This window comes from Gracilibacillus boraciitolerans JCM 21714 (assembly GCF_000521485.1).
Taxonomy (GTDB): Bacteria; Bacillota; Bacilli; order Bacillales; family Amphibacillaceae; genus Gracilibacillus; species Gracilibacillus boraciitolerans.
This window is the reverse complement of the sequence record NZ_BAVS01000007.1, coordinates 20,856-40,930: the sequence shown is the minus strand read 5'-3', so window position 1 is coordinate 40,930 and position 20,075 is coordinate 20,856. Positions and strand designations below refer to the sequence as shown.

Below are 20,075 nucleotides of genomic sequence, written 5' to 3'. Positions count from 1 at the left end.
ACAGAAAAAAGGAAGGAGAAATCATTCCCCCCCTTCCCCTTTCAACTTGTTAAGCTATTACAGTCCTTGGTTTTTGAAGAAAACTGCTAAGTCTACACAACGAGTAGAATATCCAATTTCATTGTCATACCAAGATACTACTTTTACCATATTTCCTTCCATTACCATTGTAGAAAGACCATCAATAATAGAAGAATGTGAATTTCCAATATAATCTTTTGATACTAATGGCTCTTCAGAGTAATCAAGGATACCTTTAAGGTCACCTTCAGCAGCTTCTTTAAGTACTGCATTTACTTCATCAACTGTAACATCTTTGTTAAGTTGTGCTACAAGGTCAACAAGTGAACCATCTGGAGTTGGAACACGTACTGCATTACCATTTAATTTACCATCTAATTCTGGTAATACTAGTCCAACTACTTTTGCAGCTCCAGTGCTTGTTGGAATAATATTTTCAGCTGCTGCACGAGCACGACGATAATCTTTATGTGGTAAGTCTAAGATTTGTTGATCATTTGTATAAGAGTGAATAGTTGTCATTAAACCATGGTTTAAACCAAATTTATCATTTAATACTTTTACAAATGGCGCTATACAGTTTGTTGTACAAGATGCATTTGAAATAACATGATGACTTGCTGCATCATATTTATCATCGTTAACACCTTTTACTAGAGTAACATCTGCATCTGGAGATGGCGCAGAAATAATAACTTTTTTAGCTCCTGCATCAATATGTTTAGATGCGTCAGCATGTTTCACAAAAATACCAGTTGATTCTACAACAATTTCAACACCAAGGTCGCCCCAAGGAAGATTAGCTGGGTCACGCTCAGAAAGTACTTTTACTTCTTTTCCACCTACTACAAGTGCATCACCGTTTACAGTAACTTCTTCTTCCAAAATTCCGTGCACAGAGTCATATTTTAGTAAGTGTGCAAGCATATTCGCATCAGTTAAATCGTTAACTGCTACTACTTCTACCTCATCATTTTTTAAAGCTTGACGAAAAACGTTACGACCAATACGGCCAAAACCATTAATTCCTACTTTTACTGTCATGCTTAATTCCTCCTTATAAATATGCTTTAAATTTATATTTAAAGGGACTAGCCCTTTAATAACTCTTTTGCTGCTGCTTCATCCGTAATCAATACATTACTTTTACCTTGCCTAAAGTATGATTGAATTGCTTTAGCCTTGGAGGTTCCTCCTGCTACTGCAATAATATATCGTGCTCTTTCTAATTCCTCTAATTGCAAACCAACCGTTTTTACCTTATGAACGACATTACCTTGTTCATCCAAGTAATATCCAAATGCTTCGCTTACAGCATTTCCATTTATTAATTTTCCAAGAACAGCGTCAGAGGCTTTCCGCCGTTTTGCCATCGTAACAGCATCACCAATACTATGAAGCACAATATTAGCATCATGAATGATGTCTAAAATATCTTTTATTGCTGGTTCTTCAATAATCGTATCATAGGTATCTTCACTCAATGGATCAGGAACATATAACATTCGGTAGTTACCATTTGCCCGTTTAGCCATTTGAGCACAGATTGTATTAGCCTGATTTTCCACTTGTTCACCTAAACCGCCTCTGGCGGGAACAAATGTGCAATTCACAGCATGTTCTGAAGGTTTCATTTGGCTGGCTACTTCTGCCATTGTGGTTCCACCAGTAACAGCGATCGTTTGATTGGAAATTAAGATGGAAGTTAAATACTGTATACATGCTTTACCTAAATCTTTCTTAACAGATAGATGCTCATCACTATTACCTGAAATAATAATGACACGCTCCAACTGTAATTTATCCTTAATTTGTGATTCTAAAACACGAAATTCGGAAATTTCATTCATAAATGCAGATAATCTTTCGATAATCTGCTCCCCCCCATCTGTTGTTAACTGCATGCCCTTTGCTGTTACCATAATAAAACCGTTCTTACTCAAAAAGTCTATCTCACTGCGAACCACACGTTCTTTCAGCTTGATGTTATCGGCTAAACTACGACGTCCAATTGGCTGCATCATTTGTATGTAATGTAATATTTTATATCTTTTCTGCATGACATCAAGCAAATCGGGGAATAATTTTTCTTGAATATCTAATAATTCCTTCAATCGGAAACGCTCCTTTTATAACCGGGAAATATTTGTCCCTCCTAGTCGCATTCCGTCCCACTCAGAACAAAAAATAACTTCCATAGAGAATTATACCAAAATCTCAGAGTTCTCTCAACTATTTTCGAGGATTTTTTGATTTTAGATAATTTTCGATGGTTTCCATGTCGACTAATCCCTTATCAATAATCGTATCGCGATATGTAATTACTGGTATCATCAGATGGTATTTTTCTAATAACTCTTCATCATTATAAATATTTATCGTATCAAATTCAAATGAATAGTCTTGCTGGAGTAACTCTAAGATTACCATCGCTTGATCACAAAGACTACAATTATCTTTTCCATAAAGTATTAATTTCATTCCAGACTCCTTTTAATTTTTGCGATAACATGATAAATCTGCCTAACGATAAACAGCGGTTAGACAGATTTATCACTTAAAACAAATGTTAATTTTTAATAGCCTTCATACCTGTATCAATCATTTCCTGAAGAATTGCTGCCGATTTATGCAACTGACTTAATTCCATTTCTGTCAGATCAAGTTCTAACACTTCACGAACACCATTCTCATTTAACAATGCAGGAACGCCTATATAGACGTCATGTAATCCATACTGGCCATCTAAATGTGCGGATATCGTTAAAATCGCATTTTCGTTGTTTAAGATCGCCTTCGTTAAACGGACTAATCCTAAACCAATGCCATAATACGTGGCACCCTTTCTCTCAATAATATGATAGGCTGCGTCGCGAACATTTTCAAAAATCTGCTGCATATCTTTATGTTTGTAGAAATCGTCTATTCCTGCATATTGACTTAATGGTATACCACCAATTTGCACATGGCTCCATACCGGAAGTTCTGAATCACCGTGTTCACCAATAATATAGCCATGGATGTTGCGGGTATCAATTCGAAAATGTTCTCCTAGTAAATACCGGAAACGGGCGGTATCAAGAATTGTTCCAGACCCAATTACTCTTTCTTTCGGCAAGCCTGAAATCTCTCTCGTTAAATGTGTCAGAATATCGACTGGATTAGAAGCAACTAAGAATATTCCCTGAAAGTCTACATCCATGATTTTTCGGATAATACCCTCGAACACTTTAGCGTTTTTACTTACTAAATCTAGTCTCGTTTCGCCAGGCTTTTGCGGAATGCCTGCAGTGATCACAACTAAATCAGCATTGTGACATTCTTCATAATCTCCTGTTTTAATACTCATTGGATTACCAAAGGCCATCCCATGATTCAAATCACGTACTTCTCCATCTGCTCTATCTTTGTTAATATCAATTAATACCAGTTCATTTACAACACCTTGGTTAAGTAACGCATACGCATAACTTGTGCCGACTAATCCGGTTCCGATAATCACTACTTTTCGTAATTTTGTTTTGTGATTTACCATTGTTTATCAATCCTTCCAATAAAAATAGGATATAGTTATACTATATCCTATTTTATAATGAAGTAATATACATATATGCAGTTTTTTATAACAATTATGTGAACGATTGAACAATCATTCTTTAGACCGCTCTATTTCCAGTGCTTTTAATTCTCTACGTAAAATCTTTCCACTAATTTTTGTCTTTGGTAATTCATCCAACACCTCTATTTCTCTGGGTGCAGCATGGGCCGATAAATTTTTGCGGACAAACAAGCGAATTTCTTCTACTAATTCCTTTGATTCTTTGTAGCCATTTCTTAATGTAATAAATGCTTTCACCAATTCTCCACGTAATGGATCTGGCTTACCAATTACCCCAGCTTCCTCAACAGCAGGATGTTCAATTAATTTACTTTCCACTTCAAAAGGTCCAATTCGCTCCCCCCCAGCGGAATTTATCATATCATCATTACGACCTTGAAAGAAGACATAACCTTCTTCATCCTGTAAAGCCAGATCTCCTGAAATATACCAGCCTTCAAATTGGAAATAGGTTTTAAACTTATCTTTATTGCCCCAAATTTCCTTCATTAGTCCCGGCCATGGCGTTCTTACTGCTAATTGGCCGATTTCACCATGTGGTAATTCGTTACCATCGTCATCCAGGATGCCAATCTTTATTCCCGGAAAAGGTCTGCCCATTGAGCCTGGTTTGATTTTTTCTGCTGGAAGGTTAACGATAAGGTGTCCGCCTGTCTCCGTCATCCACCATGTATCATGAATTCGTACACCTAAACGATTCCATGCCCATTGGATTACTTCTGGGTTGAGGGGGTTCACCAACACTTAACACATGCCGGATCGAAGAAAGATCATAATCTTTATAGAGATCTCCTTTTGATAACAACATCCGAAAAGCAGTTGGAGCACTGTACCAGATGGTAACACCTAATTCTTCGATTAACGAATACCAATTTTCTGCACTAAAGCGTCCGCCCTGAATCACAACAGTTGCTCGATTTAATAATGGCGCAAAGAGACCATAAACACTTCCCGTCACCCATCCTGGATGTGAGGTACACCAGTAGACATCGTCTTCTTTAATATCCAATACCCATTTTCCAGTCACGATATGGTGCTGGACCGCACGATGAGCGTGTAAGACACCTTTTGGCTTTCCGGTGGAACCACTTGTATAATGAATAATTAAACCATCTTCCCAATCGACCCATTCTACAAATGGATCGCCATCCACCGGTTGTAATGGCTGTTGTTCGATATCTTCTACAAATAGAATCGTCTTAAGCGTTGGAATATCTTGTTGTGGTACACGTTTTACCAGCTCTTGATCGGTTATTAATAATGTCCCTTGGCAGTCATTGATACGATCACGAATCGCATCTTCCATAAATGCTTCAAACAATGGTCCGGCAATTGCGCCCACCTTAATCGCAGCTAATATAGCGATATAACATTCTGGAGTCTTAGGAAGAAAAATAAAAACACGGTCCCCCCCTTTTTTCACACCTTGTTCTTTTAATATTCTAGCATAATGATCTGTTTTATCTTTCACTTGTTGAAACGTATAGGACTTTTTCTCGTCCTCATTAATGTAATGTAAAGCTATTTTATCTCCATAGCCGTCATCAACATGACGATCTATCGTTTCATATGCTGCATTAATTTTACCAGTCTTCGCTGCAGCTAATAGCTTCTTAGCGTCAGCCCAGTCAAAATTTTCACGAACGGTTTCATAGTTAGCAAGATTGTAGTTACCTTCTATTTTTTCTATATGTGATGTCGTTACTTGCGCCATGCAATTATCCCCCTTGAAGACTGTTTATTTCTTGTTTAAATCTAAACAATCTAAAATTTCCGATTTTAAATGTGCTAAATATTCACTGCCACGATCTCTTGGACGTTTTTGTTCAATTCTAATTTCTCTCTCGACCTCACCAGGTTGACCCTTTAAAATTACGACACGATCACAAAGGTACATTGCTTCGTCGATATCATGCGTTACCATAACGATAGTGGATTGATACTTCTTCCAAACATCGAGTAACAAATCCTGTAATTGCATTTTTGTAAAAGCATCAAGTGCACTAAATGGTTCATCTAGTAACAATATTTCAGGAGACGTAACAAGCGCTCTAGCGATGGCAACACGTTGCGCCATTCCTCCAGATAATTCACGAGGATAGAGAGCATCTTTATCACTAAGACCGACACTTTCCAGGTAATCAATAGCTTTGTTTTCCTTGTCTTTACGTTTACCTGTCAATCCAAATGTCACATTATCTAACACATTTAACCATGGCAATAATCTTGGTTCCTGAAAAATAAAGCTTGCTGTATCTTGAATTTCTCTCGATACGTTACCATTAATTTCAATTTCACCATCATATTCCGGATCTAAGCCAGAGATTGCTCTTAATAGGGTACTTTTCCCACATCCACTTGTACCAAGCAAACCGATTATTTCTCCCGGCTCCACTTCTAAATTAACGCCTTTTACAGCAGTAGTGCCATTAAATGTACGACTGACATTTCTTAATGCTAAGCTCATTGTATATGCCCCCCCTTTCTATTTCTCTAAGCGATCCTGCCAGTGCAAGGAACGAACTTCTACTTGTTTTAATATCCAGTCTGAGAGCTTCCCAATAATAGCAAACAGGATAATACTCGCTAAAATCGTTTCCGGGCTTGACATATTCTGTCCGAATACGAGCAAGAAACCAAGACCTTGACTAGCGCCCATTAACTCGGCGGCAACGACAAACATCCACCCAAGTCCTAAACCACTACGCATTCCTACTAAGAAGGAAGGTAATGATGCTGGAAGAATAATGCGTTTCACAAGTTGAAAGGTTTTTAAGCCGTACATTTTTCCTACTTCGATTAATTTTCGGTCTACTCCTAATATTCCACTGACAATATTTAAATAGACAGGGAAAAATACCCCCCCAACAGCGATCATCACAATTTTTGATGTTTCACCGATACCCATCCACAGAATAAATAATGGTACCCATGCTAACGATGGAATCGAACGAAATGCTTGAATCATCGGATCAAATAACTGTTCTGCTATTTTATAAAAGCCAACGATGGATCCTAAAACGATTGCAGCTATCGTACCAATAATGAAGCCGGCAAATACGCGATACGTTGTAATCCAAATATGGCCCCATAATGATCCATCCTGACCCAAACTAATGATTTTATCCAATATCGTGGTTGGAGCTGGAAGTTGATTGGTAGGGACAATACCAGCACGACTTAGTAGCTCCCATAATACGATTAACGCAACTGGAATAATACTCCCGTATAAAACAGTTTGTAATAAGGATCCTTTATTCTTTTTCAGCGAATCTTTTTTCTCATCTAATTTTACTTTTGCTTGCGCCGGACTAGCATATCCAGCTGCTGTACTATTTTGCTGCTCTGTCATGGTTTGCCCCCCCTCCTATATTACTTTACTTAATAACTATTCAATCACTTTTTCTGCATATTCCGGATTAATCAATTCATTTGCTAAAGCTTCGACATCGTCTTCTTCTTCAAGATCGCCTGCTTGTTGTAAGACATTTCCGGCAGCAATAATTGCCTCAACATGTGTTTCACCTGGTACAGGATTATCAAGAATCGTTCTTTCTACCAATTGAATGTTGGCAACTTCTGTACTGATACCTGCTTCTTCTGCCAATAACTCAGCAGCTTCTTCAGGGTTTTCTAACACCCAGTTACGAGCTCGCTCATATAACTCGATTACTTTTTCTACATATTCAGGATGATTCTCAGCAAATTCCTCACGAACATTTAAGAAACCATACGTATTTAAATCAATGTTTCTGAAAAATAACTCCGTACCTGACTCTAGCTCATGTTTAGCCATGTGAGGATCAAGACCTGCCCATGCATCGACATCGCCATTCACAAGTGCATTTCCGCCATCTGCGTGTTGAAGATTTACTAACTCAATATCGTCTATTGTCATGCCGACAGAATCTAAAGCTCTAACTAGGAAGATGTATGGATCCGTGCCAAGTGTTGCCGCAACTTTCTTACCATTTAAATCTTCAATTTTTTCAATACCTGAACCTTCATTAGTTACCAACGCGGTCCATTCCGGCTGAGAATAGACATAGACGTTTTCTAACGGTACATCATTAGACTCAGCTATTAGTGCCGCCGCACCTGCTGTAGAGCCAAAGTCCACACTGTTACTGTTTAAATACTCAATCGCTTTGTTACTACCTTGACTTAGTGTCCATTCTACCTTGATGCCTTCTTCTTTAAATGCTTCTTCTGCCCACTCAAATTCTCTTAATACAATACTTGTTGGTGAATAATAAGCATAATCTAAGCGGATTTCTGATGGTATTCCTTCCGCTTCTGTGTCTGATGAACAACCAACCGCAAATAATACAATGATTCCAAATACCGCAATTGTTACAAGACTTCTCAAATTAATTAATGATGCTCTTTTCATTTTAATGTCCCCCTAATACGTTTAATTTCTATTAAATTTCACAAGCATATGTGGAAATGGTTCCTCTTAAACGTTGTGCTTCTTTATACGTACAGCGATTATGAACTACTTGTAAACCACCTTCTAAAGCTACTTCTTCCGCTTTTGGTGACACTACCCCCCCTTCTTGGAGCCAGAATACTTTTGGTTTTACTTCAACTGCTTCTTTAGCAATTTCAATTGCCGCATCCGGACTACGGAATACTTGAACAATATCGATAGCTACCGGAACACTTTTCAAATCCGGATACGCTTTTTCTCCTAATATTTCAGTTTCACGCGGATTTACCGGTATGATCTTATAACCTAAGCGTTGCATTTTTCTGGCAAGTCGATAGCTTGGTCTTGCTTCTTTTCCACTTAAACCAACGACAGCTATCGTTTTTTGTCTTGTTTTTTCTTCGCCATTTTCTGTATAGCGTTCATATGGGGGGAATTTAATGCCCATTTAATTATACCTTCATCATTAACGATAATTTGTTGTTGTTTGTCTTCACCAATTCCTGTCGCTTTTACAATTGCTTGTTCCAGGTCATTTTTTATATCACGAATTGATTCAATCCCAACAGATAACCGAACCAATTCTTCGGTAACTCCAGTTGTTTTTAGTTCTTCTTTTGTTAGTTGTTGATGTGTGGTTGAAGCCGGATGAATAATTAATGATTTCGCATCACCAACATTGGCAACATGAGACCATAATGCAACATTGTTAATTAACTTACGTCCTGCATCTTTTCCACCTTTTATTCCAAAAACAATGATTGAACCGAAACCATTATTCAGAATACGTTTTGCCAGATCATGTGATGGATGACTTTCTAATCCTGGATATCTTACCCAGTCTACAGCTTCATGATCTTCTAAGTATTCCGCAAGCTCCTGGGCATTTTGGTTATGTCTTTCGATTCGTAAGTGCAACGTTTCTAAACCTTGAATAAGCTGGAATGCATTGAATGGACTTAACGCAGCACCAAAATCTCTTAATAATTGCACACGAACTTTTGTAATAAAAGCTAACGTGCCAAAATCAACTGCATATCGAATCCCGTTATAGCTTGGATCTGGTTCTGTAAAAGCTGGATACTTTTCGGAATTCCAATTAAATCGACCACCATCGATAATAATTCCTCCAATCGAAGTACCATGGCCACCGATCCATTTTGTCGCTGAATGTACGACAATATCTGCTCCAAGTATAATCGGTTTGCATCCAAACGGTGTCGCAAAGGTATTATCAACAATTAATGGAATCCCTGCATCATGTGCAATTTCAGATACTTTTTCTACGTCTAATACTTGTAATCCAGGATTGCCAATAATTTCTCCATATACTGCTTTTGTTTGATCGGTAATCGCTGCTTTAAAATTTTCTGGATCGGTTGGATCGACAAATTTCACTTTAATGCCATAGCGCGGTAGGGTTACGTTAAATAAGTTATAAGTTCCACCATACAAATTAACCCCCCCTGCTACGATTTCATCACCAGCACTTGCCAGATTTAAGATTGAGAGTGTAATAGCTGACATACCTGATGCAGTCGCAACAGCCGCAACCCCCCCATCTTCCAGCAGTGCTAACCTTTTCTCAAAAACATCTACTGTAGGGTTACCAATTCGAGAGTAAATATTACCTGGCTCATCTAATGCAAATAATCTTTCGGCATGTTCTGTATCATGGAAAACATAGGATGTAGTTTGATAAATTGGTACAGCACGTGAACCCGTTGTCGGATCTGGCGCTTGACCCCCCATGCAAGTGGATTGTTTCTGGATCATAAGTTGAACGTTTAAAATCTGTCATTTTTATTTGCCTCCCCAAGCTTTAATAAATTTAAATAAATAAAAAGCCTTCTCCATTAGAAGAAGGCTTTACTATTTCAAAGACTTCCTCTTATCTTCCAGGATATACTCCTGCAGGATTTAGCACCTTTTAAGCAATTGCCTAATGGTTGCTGGGCATCGTCGGGCCAGTCCCTCCGCCTCTCTTGATAAGAGTGTTGCATTATAATTTTCACAATCAAAAAAGTCCCTCTAATCTGAGATAGAGAGACTTAAGATTCTGGTTTTGCTCTCTTATCTATCTAAGCTATTCTGCTTAGTGGAATTAGCACCTATATTAAACAAGAATCTGTTTAATGGTTGCCGAGGTTTCAAAGGGCCAGTCCCTCCACCTCTCTGGATAAGAATTATATAATTCCGAGTGCTTTACTCGCTTTTGTTTTTGATATAGCTAACTTTAGCACGACAGATGTGTAATGTCAATATATTTTCTGAAAATTATAAAATTAGCTGGTAATAAAAAACTAAGCCAGTTAAGCCAGCTTAGTTTTAATAACGCGCTCGGAGGGAATTGAACCCCCGCCACATGGCACCGGAAACCATTGCTCTATCCCTGAGCTACGAGCGCATATTTAATTGCAACGACTTTTATTATACCGAATCATCTAATTAAAATCAATTATTTTTAATAATCGAATATGATACGGCTCATAACTGTTTTAGAGCAATCCAAACAACGAGGGTGTCCGCTTCGACTCCTTTAGATTTTTTTATCAGAAGATCAAATTTATCAATTGGTTTTTTGCTTGATATATTTAACTGAAGATAAAAACCTGTGAAAAAGAAATTGGACAAGTCAAAGCGGTTATTATACCTTTCATAAATATGAAAATTACTAAACAATAAAGTGTGACTATGATCAGCAGGAGTTTACAGACGTTTAGTAACCTGATAAATCAATGTTATGTTGCATACTCTTGCTTATTTGCTTATTTTACAGACCCACTAACCAAACCTTCCACTAAATGTTTTTGTAAAAGGATAAAAATAATGATAACAGGTATAACAGAAATTGTAGCAAATGACATTAAATTGTTCCATTCAATACCATAGCGACCTATCGCATTGTAAATGCCTGCTGTAAGAGGCCATAGATCTTGATTTCGATTAAAGGTAATACTATAAATTAAATCACCCCACGCAAAGAAAAAAGATATTGCTCCACAAACTACAATACTAGGTATAGAAATAGGAATAATTACTTGAAGAAAAGCACGTAATCTGCTACAACCGTCTATTTTTGCTGCTTCTTCAAGCTCTTTTGGAATTCCAATAAAGAAGGTTCGTAACAGTAATACTGAGAATGGAATTCCTAATGTTGAGGTAGCTAATACTGGACCCCCCCAATAACTATTCAACAAGTTCAGATTATTAAACACAATAAATAATGGTGTTAAGACTACAGTAGCCGGTAACATCTGAGTAACAAGGTAAATCAATAGCATGGTTTTAATTCCTCGTATTTTAAACCTTGCTAACCCATAAGCTGATGGAACCGCAAGTAATAATACTAACAATGTTGCCAGGCTAGAAATAATCACACTATTCATAAAATATTGTGTTATATCCCCCCCTTGAAGAATTGTGATAAAACTACTAATTTGAAACTCCTTAGGGAAAAAAGTTGGTGGTGATTGAAAGATTTCAGTTTGTGTTTTAAATGCAGTAATAATCATCCAATATACCGGAAATAAAAATACAGCAACTAATATGACTCCAAGTAAATTTTTCATCCACTCTTTTCTTTTATTCATCTCTAAATCACCTCATCCTTTTTAATCATTCGTAAATAGACTAAGCTAATTAATAATAGGATAACAAATAAGATATTCGCAGTTGCTGCTCCTAAGTTAAATTGAAAGTCAGTGAACGAATAGCGGAAAGCAAGCGTGGAAAGAACTTCTGTTGAATTAATAGGTCCCACACCTGTCATTACGTATACGATGTCAAAAACTTTAAAAGTATAAATAAAACCAAGCATCAATACAACCATAATAACTGGGCGTAGCATGGTAAGGTAATATAAAATAATTTTTGAAACCAATTTGCCCCCCCATCTAGACTTGCACTTTCATACACATCTTGAGGGAGACTGCTTAACCCTGTTGAAAGTAAAAGCATATTGAATGGAATACCTACCCAAATATTTGCTATAATTACGCTCCATAGTGCAATTTCGGGACTCGAAAGCCAGCCGATTGGATTATCAATAAGATTTGCTGACATTAACATTTGATTAAAAATTCCTGCATTTGATCCCCATCATAAATTTAAAAAGCAGAGCGGTTACTGTTAATGGTATAAGCCAACTGATCATCATTAATCCTCTTAAAAAACCGGCCAATTTAAACTTCATACTAAAAAACATCGCTAAGAAAAAGCCGATAATAATTTGAAAAAATACACTCCCTACCGTGTAAACCAATGTATTTAAAACAGATAGCCTTCTAAATTCTTGCTTATATTTTTAAGCATTAAGAACCCTACTTTCCTTATTTATTATTAGCGAAAACCTCCCTTTAAAGAGGTTTCCGCCTATTTACCTTCTAAACATATAAATATTACTCTAAAACAGGAAGCTCTGAACCATCTTTCAAAAATAATGGTATCGTATCAATTGGTGCATCACATTCGATATATTGCCCTCCATCATACCTTTTATTTGTGTGTGCATCCTTCCATGAAGCACCTTTTGGCAGATATACTTTTCTGGAACGTGCACCTTCATGCAGAACAGGCGCTACTAATAAGTCAGGTCCAAACATATAAGCATCCTCAATATTCCATGCTTCTTTATCCTTTGGAAAGTCATAAAATAACGGTCTCATTAAAGGCGTTCCTTTTTCATGTGCTGCTTTCATTAATTCAGTGATGTACGGTCGTAATCTTTCTCTCATCAACATATATTTTTTAAAAATTTCATATGCTTCTTCTCCATAACTCCAAACTTCATTATCAGCACCACTCGGACATAATCCACCTCCACTTGTTCCTAATGGTTCTGAATGTGGTTCTCGGTCTCCATGTATTCTAAAGACTGGACAAAAGGCACCATATTGGAACCAGCGAATCATACATTCTCTAAAGTCAGGGTCATTAGGATCCCCACCATGAAACCCTCCAATGTCTGTCGTCCACCATGGAATGCCCGCTAATCCCATATTCAAACCGATATTAAATTGATTTCTCAGGGATGCAAAGCTGGAATCAATATCACCTGACCATACAAGTGCACCGTACCGTTGACTTCCAGCCCAGGCACAACGAACTAAATTCACAACATTTTCCTGTCCTGCATCAGTCATACCGTCATAGAAAGCTTTAGAAAACATAGTCGGATAAATATTACCAACTTGGGCATTTGAACCAAGATGATATCGATAATTTTCAAAATCATAGACATTGTATTCAGGTTCTGCTTCATCCAGCCAAAAGGTTTTAATACCCTTATCATAGTAATTTTTTTTAGCTGTTTTCCAAACAAAATCTCTTGCTCCAGGATTAGTCGGATCTAAATATACTGTGTTCCCAAGAAAATCATGCGTAATACGAATTCCTTTCTCTGTCCTTGTTAAATAACCTTTTTGTAACATCTCTTGATAATTTTCACTCTTTTTATCCACCGTTGGCCAAATTGAAACCATTAATTCAATTCCCATTTCATCTAATTCTCGCACCATTGCATCTGGATCTGGCCAATAGTCAAGATCAAATCGCCAATCTCCTTGCTTTGGCCAATGAAAATAATCAATAACTATTAATGATATTGGCAGATTTCTTCTCTTATATTCACGAGCAACCGCTAACAATTCTTCCTGTGTTTGGTAACGCAATTTGCATTGCCAAAATCCCATGCCATAATCCGGCATCATTGGAACGGTTCCAGTTGCTCTTGCATATGATTCTTCAATTTCAGCAGGAGTATCACCAGCTGTTATCCAAAAATCAAGTTGTTTCGTTGATGTAGCAACCCATTCTGTAATATTTTTTCCGAAAGTAACCTGTCCCACTGCTGGATTATTCCAAAGAAAACCATAACCTAAGCTTGATAATGCAAAAGGAACAGAAGCTTGAGAATTACGTTGCGCAAGTTCTAAGGTACAATTTTTCAAATCTAAATATGGTTGCTGATATTGTCCCATTCCATATAACTTTTCATTCGGATTGGATTCAAACCGCATCGTTAATTGAAAATCTCCACCTAAATTAGATTTAAATTCACGAGCATCTACTTTCAAGGCACTACAAAATTCTTTTATATTTTTACGATTCCTAACATATTCCTGTAGTAGCACCTCATCATGTTGATTAAAAAATGTAATTTTCCCTGCAGTAGTAAGCTCTGCTTTTATTTCCCCCATTGGTAATCGCAGCTTTTTCTTCATCAATATTAATTTCTGCATTCTGTTCTTCTGGTTGTAAAAGAGCCCAATCCTCCATACCTATTTCTGCTAAATAAGTAGAGCGAACACGAAGACTATTTTTCCCCCCAAGGTTCTATCCATAATTTTTCACTATCATACTCACGGATTAGTCGATTTTTATCTCTTTTAAATACACTTTCCATCATCTAAAACTCCTGTCCTTCATTTTCCATTTATTTTTGATAAAGGATTATCTTCTTCTACTTGAAGATAACCCAACCATATTTCTACTCCTCTAGTTCTTTAATTTTTGCTGCAGCATCTGTCAACGCTTGTTCTGCTGTTTTTGTATCTGTTAATGTTTCTTGAATAGCTAATTGAATTGCCTCTGAAACTTTTGGCCAATTCGCTGACGGTCCGCGTGCTTCAGCAACTTCCATTATCGGAATAAATTCTTTTACGAGTTCTTCATTTTTCCAATATTCCGCTTCGTGTAACACGTCTGTTCTAGTTGGATAATATCCAGTATCCATCGCAAATTTCTCATTTTGTTCAGGTGCTAACAACCATTTCATAAATTCCCATGCTGCATCCACATTACCATCTTTTGTGATAGAAACATTATCTCCACCTGTAACAGATGCAAATTCTTGATCTTTAGGAATATAGGTAATACCATATTCAAAATCTGCACTTTCACTAATTCGATCAATCATCCATGGACCATTAACCATCATTGCTAAATCGCCTTCGACAAACATTCTAGTTAGATCATCTTGTGTCGCAGTCAAGACATCTTGACTCATGTAGCCTTCTTCAAGCAATCCATCTATAAATTCAAACGATTTAATCGCTTCTGGTGTTTCTAATTCTTTGTAAGAAGCCCCCCCAGCTGAATAAATAAATGGATAAAATTGAAAGGTTGATTCTTCCGATTTAACTGCTGATAAACCAAATCCTTTAACAGTATCAGTTGTTAATTTGTTAGCAGCTTCTTCCAATTCTCCCCCCAAGTAGTTGGTGGTTCTTCGATTCCAGCCTCTTCAAATAAATTCTTGTTATAAAATAATCCTAATGAATTAGTAGTAAGTGGAAGTCCATAATTTTTGTCTTTATAGACCGTGGAATTCATCGGACCATTCAAAAATTGATCCCCCCCTTCTCCCCCCCATTCATTAATACGATCTGTTAAGTCTGCTAATATTCCCATGGAAGCCATTGATACATTATTCACTGTATCAGCTAAGATCATATCAGGTAATGAGTCACCTGCTGTCCCTACTGATAGCTGTCGGTTCATTTCACTAAACGGGACATACTCACTTTTCACCACAATGTCTTCTTGTGAATTATTAAACTCTTCTAAAAATTTGTTTAATAATTCAGCTGAACTTGTATAATGATGCCATAATAATACTTCTGTTTTACCTTCTGATTCTTCTGCTGAATCTCCTTCATTATTATCTTCTGGCGTTATTGATCCATCATCTCCGCCACACGCAGAAATAATTAAAATCAACGCAATACTAAATAAAAAAATAGCATTTTTTTCATTTTTTTACACTTCCTTTCATTTTTTCAACCAATCCATTGGCTGGTTTTTCCATCGACATATAAAGCATCAAGACAATGACTCCGCTTTCATTTCAAACATAAAAGACTTCTATTTTTATTACATCAACCCCCCCTTATCGCAAAATCAATTCAGTTAGTTATAATGAGGAACGTTCCTCATTATTATCTGAACATATTCCATAAAATGAGGAACGTTCCTCATTTTATGGAATTAATATTATCTTCTTTAATGAAGATAATATTTGGCATTTGCTTTTGTTACAATTTCTAATTTAACTATATGCTCAGCATTTTTAACAGGTTGTTCTAGCATTAAGTGATTGAAAGGAATTCGTACAGCTAAACTTCCTTGAAATACTGGATCTTGGCAAATAGTAGCAGTTACTACTTCAGATTGCAGGTAGTTATAAATTTCTTGACTCATATCATGACCAACTAAAATAGGACGACACTTTGTATCAATGCTTTTCAATAAATTTGCTACTTCAGATAAAGCTCCACAAGCAACATAAATACCATCTAATTCAGAAAAATTATCTTTCAATTCATAAAGCGTGTTTTCAATATTATTATGATCGATTTTCATATGTTGAAATTGATGTCTATAATTAATTGATTTTAGGTAGGATTCAAAACCCTTCCGTTTTTGGATCATTTGAGAAGTATCAAGTTCATCTGTAATAATTGCGAATTTCTTTGATCTATTGGTCATTTTTTCTAGTAAATCGCCTGCTAAACTTCCCGAATCAAAATAATCCGCTCCTACATATGACAATCTTTTGCTTGATGGTGAATCATTATTGAATGTATAAATAGGAAATCCTTTTTCAACATTATCATTTATAATTTTTTCTAGCTTGTTTCCATCTTTTGGACAAATTACTAATCCATCATATTTATTAGAATCAATAATTTCATTTACTACTTCTATCTGTTTATAGATATTATCGGGAATTTTAAATAATTGAACATTAAATCCATAATCTTGAATATCTTCAAGTGAATGTTTTATACCCCGCTCTACTTCCTTCCAAAAGTATTGAGGATATTCTGGATAGACAAATGCTATTCGTAAATGCTTTTTTTCGCAAGAAAACTCGCTGATTTATTAGGTCTGTAATTTAGCTCATTTGCTTTATCTAAAACTTTCTTTACTGTTTTGGGACTTACCCCCACCTCTTTTATGAATAACTCGATCTACTGTTGCCGGTGATATGTTTAATTGTTCTGCAATAGTTTTAGCCGTTACTTTCATTTTTCTCACCATTTTTCATCATTAGCTCTCATTTCTTCAGTACTGTTTTAAAAATGATATGAGGAACGTTCATCATTTTTAATAAAATATATTTATTGCTTAATTAACATTGTAAGGGGTTTATGTAATTTTTTCAATAACTATTTATAAAAAATAAAATATCATTGCTTATATAAGAATTTTTAAGTATGATAGTTTAAATAAACATTGTTTAGGGTAGGATGAAATTAGTCAATCAAATCTTTTGACCTTTTTTGACCATTCAGTTAAGATAAATTTAGTTAGTTAAATCACTAATAAATATGTAAGTGTTTAAGGAGGAATTATTTTATGAATTTAATCCCAACAGTCATTGAACAAACAAACAGAGGCGAACGTGCATATGACATTTATTCACGCTTATTAAAGGACAGAATTATTATGCTGGGGGGGAGTCAGGTTGATGATAATGTTGCCAATAGTATTGTTGCACAATTATTATTCCTAGCTGCAGAAGACCCTGACAAAGATATTTCTCTTTACATTAATTCACCAGGCGGATCGATTACAGCAGGTATGGCTATCTATGATACGATGCAATTTATTAAACCAAATGTTTCTACTATTTGTATGGGAATGGCAGCATCAATGGGTTCATTCTTACTTGCAGCTGGTGAACCAGGTAAACGATATGCTTTACCTAACAGTGAAGTATTAATTCACCAACCTCTAGGAGGAACACAAGGTCAAGCGTCAGATATTCAGATCCACGCTAATCGAATTATTGAAATGAAGAAAAAATTAAATCAAATCCTGGCAGATCGTACTGGTCAACCGCTTGAAGTAATCGAAAAAGATACTGATCGTGATAACTTTATGACTGCTGAAAGAGCTAAAGAATATGGTTTAATCGATAAAGTAATGGAAAAGAAACCATCTGATCTTAATTAAAGAATAATTTTAAAATTTCTTAGGCAATGAAAGATACTGAAACAAAAGTAATATGATAAAAATGAAATCCGAACGATAATACGAATTCTTCAAGAATTCACTATCGTTCGGATTTTTTAATTGCATAAACAGAAGATAATATATAAGTTTAACTATAGATCAAAGTGGTGATTTTGAAAGGAAACATTTGCTTAACAACCCGCTCCGGCTTGCCCACTTCGCTTTCCAAGGGGGGGCGTGTCTTCAGCTAACTTTATAAAGAAAGACACTTTACAAAGTGGATCTTCAGATCACGCTGATCCCCCCAGGAGTCGAAGTGGACGCCTGCGCTACATAAGATGCTACAATGGATGTAAGTAGTAGAATTTCGGTCTTCCTATCTCGATACAAAGTTATTACGTTTTTAGAGAGTTCCATCAGATACCAGTCATAACCGTTGCAGAGCAAATTAACAGCGTAGGCGTCCGCTTTCACTCCTACGGGATGTTTTTATCCGGAGATCCACTTTGGCTTGCCAAAGTTAGCTGAGGAGAAAACCCGTGGAAAGAGAAGCGGGCAAGCCGAAGCGATTGTTAAGCAAGAACCCCATTTCAAAATTAACACAGAAGTTAGTAACATTCTCTTCTTTATATGCATCTTATTTCGTTACATCTTTCGGCTTTGCGGTGGGAAATAATTGATATTTCCCTGTCGTATTTTTATTTTTTGTTTCCCTTAATAAATTCAATCAATTCGTGTAATGCCTCCTGATCGTCTGGACCATCCGCAATAATTTTTATCTCGCTTCCCTTTGGCAAAGCAAGGCTCATTAGGCCCATTATACTTTTTGCATTGATTCTTTTCGTATCCTTTTCGATAAAAATTTCTGAGCTGAAACTGTTTGCCTTTTGCACAAACTGCGCTGCAGGTCTTGCCTGTAAACCCGGATCTAATGCCACCACAACATTTTTCTCCAACATAATTTTCCCTCCAATTTGGTAAGCGCTAACATTTTATTCTACTACATAACAGCTTTTCTTATTCATATATGGATAGGAGGAAAATTCCCCCCCTATCATTATTTAACCGGAACTCCTTCATTACGAACCTGTTCAGCGAATTGGTCAATTTTTTTCAATCGATGATTAATACCAGATTTACTGATCTTTCCACCAGACACCATCTCACCCAATTCTTTTAATGACACCTCTTGATGCTCTATTCGTAAATTAGCAATTTCCTGCAATTTATCTGGTAATGCTTCCAAGCCAACTGTTCTATCAATAAAGCGAATATTTTCAACTTGTCTAAATGCTGCTCCAATCGTTTTATTGAGATTTGCTGTTTCACAGTTGACAAGCCGATTAACAGAGTTTCTCATATCTCTGACGATTCGTACATCCTCAAACTTAAACAATGCCTGATGTGCACCAATATAGTTTAATAACTCTGTAATCTTTTCAGCTTCTTTAATGTACGTAATAAATCCTTTTTTTCGTTCCAATATCCTAGCATGTAACTGATAGCCATTTAACAAGTCACATAACGATTGATTATGTTCCTCATGATAATTATATATTTCTAAGTGATAGGAAGAAGTTTCTGGATTATTAACCGACCCGCCTGCTAAAAATGCTCCGCGGATATATGCTCTTCGACAACATTGTTTCTTTGTATATTTCGAGGAAATGGTTTGAATAAACTGAAATGGCTCTACCAAAATCTCCATTTCCTGCAACATGTCTTTTACGCCATCCTTCATACGACAAATATAGACATTATTTTTTTGAGTTTCATTTTTTTACGGACTAATAATTCAACTGGAATATTATAAATTGATTTTATCAAAATATAAATTCTTCTGGCAATTGCTGCATTTTCCGTTTGTACATCTAATGAATAATGATTTTTCGAAAAAGAAATGGCACCATTCATACGGATTAACGCTGCTAATTCTGACTGCTGGCAGCAATCATTCACTTTCTACTTTTGTTAATTCCTTTTTTATTTCGGCTGCAAAAGACAACATTCTTCCCCCCCCTCTCTTTTACAAAATACTTA

At 36.3% G+C, this 20,075-nt stretch carries 19 protein-coding genes, 1 tRNA gene, 2 pseudogenes and 2 riboswitches; of the genes and pseudogenes, 1 reads left to right on the top strand and 21 read right to left on the bottom strand.

Going from position 1 to position 20,075, the window contains the following annotated elements; genetic code table 11:
* Positions 1–57: 57 nt before the first annotated feature.
* The 19 genes and pseudogenes from gap to JCM21714_RS19765 all read right to left on the bottom strand — a co-directional run bounded on the left by gap (position 58) and on the right by JCM21714_RS19765 (position 17,117).
* Positions 58–1,065 carry a type I glyceraldehyde-3-phosphate dehydrogenase gene (gap, locus tag JCM21714_RS06690; protein ID WP_035722861.1) on the bottom strand — a complete coding sequence of 336 codons (1,008 nt, stop codon included), beginning with the start codon at positions 1,063–1,065 and terminating at the stop codon, positions 58–60.
* 47 nt (positions 1,066–1,112) lie between these two features.
* Positions 1,113–2,135 (bottom strand): sugar-binding transcriptional regulator, encoded by a 1,023-nt coding sequence (locus tag JCM21714_RS06685; protein ID WP_035722860.1) that lies wholly within the window; start codon positions 2,133–2,135, stop codon positions 1,113–1,115.
* A 118-nt stretch (positions 2,136–2,253) separates the two neighbouring features.
* Positions 2,254–2,502 (bottom strand): glutaredoxin family protein, encoded by a 249-nt coding sequence (locus JCM21714_RS06680; protein WP_035722858.1) that lies wholly within the window; start codon positions 2,500–2,502, stop codon positions 2,254–2,256.
* Positions 2,503–2,590: 88 nt separating this feature from the next.
* On the bottom strand, positions 2,591–3,556 hold the full coding sequence (locus JCM21714_RS06675; protein ID WP_035722856.1) for an L-lactate dehydrogenase: 966 nt from the start codon (positions 3,554–3,556) through the stop codon (positions 2,591–2,593).
* Between the two features lie 114 nt (positions 3,557–3,670).
* Positions 3,671–5,354, bottom strand: a pseudogene (gene acsA / locus JCM21714_RS06670) (acetate--CoA ligase).
* Between the two features lie 24 nt (positions 5,355–5,378).
* A complete protein-coding gene (locus tag JCM21714_RS06665; RefSeq protein ID WP_035722854.1) occupies positions 5,379–6,107 on the bottom strand; it encodes an ABC transporter ATP-binding protein in 729 nt (242 codons plus the stop codon).
* A gap of 18 nt (positions 6,108–6,125) precedes the next feature.
* Positions 6,126–6,992 carry an ABC transporter permease gene (locus JCM21714_RS06660; RefSeq protein WP_035722852.1) on the bottom strand — a complete coding sequence of 289 codons (867 nt, stop codon included), beginning with the start codon at positions 6,990–6,992 and terminating at the stop codon, positions 6,126–6,128.
* A 36-nt stretch (positions 6,993–7,028) separates the two neighbouring features.
* Entirely contained in the window at positions 7,029–8,033 is a 1,005-nt protein-coding gene (locus tag JCM21714_RS06655; RefSeq protein WP_052000442.1) for an aliphatic sulfonate ABC transporter substrate-binding protein, read from the bottom strand.
* Between the two features lie 31 nt (positions 8,034–8,064).
* Complete coding sequence (locus JCM21714_RS24680; RefSeq protein WP_035722851.1) at positions 8,065–8,520, bottom strand: CoA-binding protein; 456 nt, start codon at positions 8,518–8,520, stop codon at positions 8,065–8,067.
* Positions 8,448–9,824 carry an O-acetylhomoserine aminocarboxypropyltransferase/cysteine synthase family protein gene (locus JCM21714_RS06645; protein WP_439644448.1) on the bottom strand — a complete coding sequence of 459 codons (1,377 nt, stop codon included), beginning with the start codon at positions 9,822–9,824 and terminating at the stop codon, positions 8,448–8,450. The genes JCM21714_RS24680 and JCM21714_RS06645 overlap by 73 nt, the downstream gene beginning before the upstream one ends.
* Before the next feature lie 136 nt (positions 9,825–9,960).
* A riboswitch (SAM riboswitch) is annotated at positions 9,961–10,067 on the bottom strand.
* A gap of 75 nt (positions 10,068–10,142) precedes the next feature.
* Positions 10,143–10,258, bottom strand: a riboswitch (SAM riboswitch).
* Positions 10,259–10,407: 149 nt separating this feature from the next.
* Positions 10,408–10,479 (bottom strand) — tRNA-Arg (locus JCM21714_RS06640).
* Between the two features lie 361 nt (positions 10,480–10,840).
* Complete coding sequence (locus JCM21714_RS06635; RefSeq protein WP_035722849.1) at positions 10,841–11,665, bottom strand: carbohydrate ABC transporter permease; 825 nt, start codon at positions 11,663–11,665, stop codon at positions 10,841–10,843.
* Between the two features lie 2 nt (positions 11,666–11,667).
* Complete coding sequence (locus tag JCM21714_RS21050; protein WP_235182656.1) at positions 11,668–11,955, bottom strand: carbohydrate ABC transporter permease; 288 nt, start codon at positions 11,953–11,955, stop codon at positions 11,668–11,670.
* Entirely contained in the window at positions 11,892–12,137 is a 246-nt protein-coding gene (locus JCM21714_RS21045; protein WP_235182655.1) for an ABC transporter permease subunit, read from the bottom strand. Before JCM21714_RS21045 ends, JCM21714_RS21050 begins: the two co-directional genes overlap by 64 nt.
* Before the next feature lie 335 nt (positions 12,138–12,472).
* Complete coding sequence (locus tag JCM21714_RS06625) at positions 12,473–14,296, bottom strand: glycoside hydrolase family 31 protein (RefSeq protein ID WP_235182654.1); 1,824 nt, start codon at positions 14,294–14,296, stop codon at positions 12,473–12,475.
* A 266-nt stretch (positions 14,297–14,562) separates the two neighbouring features.
* Positions 14,563–15,288: an extracellular solute-binding protein gene (locus tag JCM21714_RS19775; protein ID WP_148294989.1), complete on the bottom strand. Its 726-nt coding sequence runs from the start codon at positions 15,286–15,288 to the stop codon at positions 14,563–14,565.
* Positions 15,252–15,794, bottom strand: coding sequence for an ABC transporter substrate-binding protein (locus tag JCM21714_RS22855; RefSeq protein WP_158413478.1), 543 nt, complete (start codon positions 15,792–15,794; stop codon positions 15,252–15,254). The genes JCM21714_RS19775 and JCM21714_RS22855 overlap by 37 nt, the downstream gene beginning before the upstream one ends.
* Before the next feature lie 282 nt (positions 15,795–16,076).
* Positions 16,077–16,919, bottom strand: coding sequence for a substrate-binding domain-containing protein (locus JCM21714_RS19120; RefSeq protein ID WP_268748308.1), 843 nt, complete (start codon positions 16,917–16,919; stop codon positions 16,077–16,079).
* A gap of 66 nt (positions 16,920–16,985) precedes the next feature.
* Positions 16,986–17,117 (bottom strand): HTH domain-containing protein, encoded by a 132-nt coding sequence (locus JCM21714_RS19765; RefSeq protein ID WP_148294987.1) that lies wholly within the window; start codon positions 17,115–17,117, stop codon positions 16,986–16,988.
* 318 nt (positions 17,118–17,435) lie between these two features.
* Here JCM21714_RS19765 and clpP point away from each other — a divergent pair, with 318 nt between their 5' ends.
* Positions 17,436–18,035: an ATP-dependent Clp endopeptidase proteolytic subunit ClpP gene (clpP, locus tag JCM21714_RS06610; RefSeq protein ID WP_035722845.1), complete on the top strand. Its 600-nt coding sequence runs from the start codon at positions 17,436–17,438 to the stop codon at positions 18,033–18,035.
* 698 nt (positions 18,036–18,733) lie between these two features.
* On the opposite strand, the gene JCM21714_RS06605 is transcribed toward clpP, so the two are convergent.
* Together JCM21714_RS06605 and whiA are read right to left on the bottom strand one after the other, a co-directional pair.
* A complete protein-coding gene (locus JCM21714_RS06605) occupies positions 18,734–18,994 on the bottom strand; it encodes an HPr family phosphocarrier protein (protein ID WP_035722843.1) in 261 nt (86 codons plus the stop codon).
* Between the two features lie 98 nt (positions 18,995–19,092).
* Positions 19,093–20,040 (bottom strand): annotated as a pseudogene (whiA, locus tag JCM21714_RS06600) (DNA-binding protein WhiA).
* Positions 20,041–20,075 lie beyond the last annotated feature (35 nt).

Bases quoted from the DNA above. Each gene is read 5' to 3' on its own strand.
- JCM21714_RS06655 (WP_052000442.1), bottom strand. From the start codon at position 8,033: ATGAAAAGAGCATCATTAATTAATTTGAGAAGTCTTGTAACAATTGCG.
- JCM21714_RS21045 (WP_235182655.1), bottom strand. From the start codon at position 12,137: ATGTCAGCAAATCTTATTGATAATCCAATCGGCTGGCTTTCGAGTCCC.
- gap (WP_035722861.1), bottom strand. From the start codon at position 1,065: ATGACAGTAAAAGTAGGAATTAATGGTTTTGGCCGTATTGGTCGTAAC.
- JCM21714_RS06625 (WP_235182654.1), bottom strand. From the start codon at position 14,296: ATGAAGAAAAAGCTGCGATTACCAATGGGGGAAATAAAAGCAGAGCTT.
- JCM21714_RS06635 (WP_035722849.1), bottom strand. From the start codon at position 11,665: ATGAATAAAAGAAAAGAGTGGATGAAAAATTTACTTGGAGTCATATTA.
- JCM21714_RS06665 (WP_035722854.1), bottom strand. From the start codon at position 6,107: ATGAGCTTAGCATTAAGAAATGTCAGTCGTACATTTAATGGCACTACT.
- JCM21714_RS06680 (WP_035722858.1), bottom strand. From the start codon at position 2,502: ATGAAATTAATACTTTATGGAAAAGATAATTGTAGTCTTTGTGATCAA.
- JCM21714_RS06605 (WP_035722843.1), bottom strand. From the start codon at position 18,994: ATGTTGGAGAAAAATGTTGTGGTGGCATTAGATCCGGGTTTACAGGCA.
- JCM21714_RS06645 (WP_439644448.1), bottom strand. From the start codon at position 9,824: ATGGGGGGTCAAGCGCCAGATCCGACAACGGGTTCACGTGCTGTACCA.
- JCM21714_RS24680 (WP_035722851.1), bottom strand. From the start codon at position 8,520: ATGGGCATTAAATTCCCCCCATATGAACGCTATACAGAAAATGGCGAA.
- JCM21714_RS06675 (WP_035722856.1), bottom strand. From the start codon at position 3,556: ATGGTAAATCACAAAACAAAATTACGAAAAGTAGTGATTATCGGAACC.
- JCM21714_RS19765 (WP_148294987.1), bottom strand. From the start codon at position 17,117: ATGGTGAGAAAAATGAAAGTAACGGCTAAAACTATTGCAGAACAATTA.
- JCM21714_RS06660 (WP_035722852.1), bottom strand. From the start codon at position 6,992: ATGACAGAGCAGCAAAATAGTACAGCAGCTGGATATGCTAGTCCGGCG.
- clpP (WP_035722845.1), top strand. From the start codon at position 17,436: ATGAATTTAATCCCAACAGTCATTGAACAAACAAACAGAGGCGAACGT.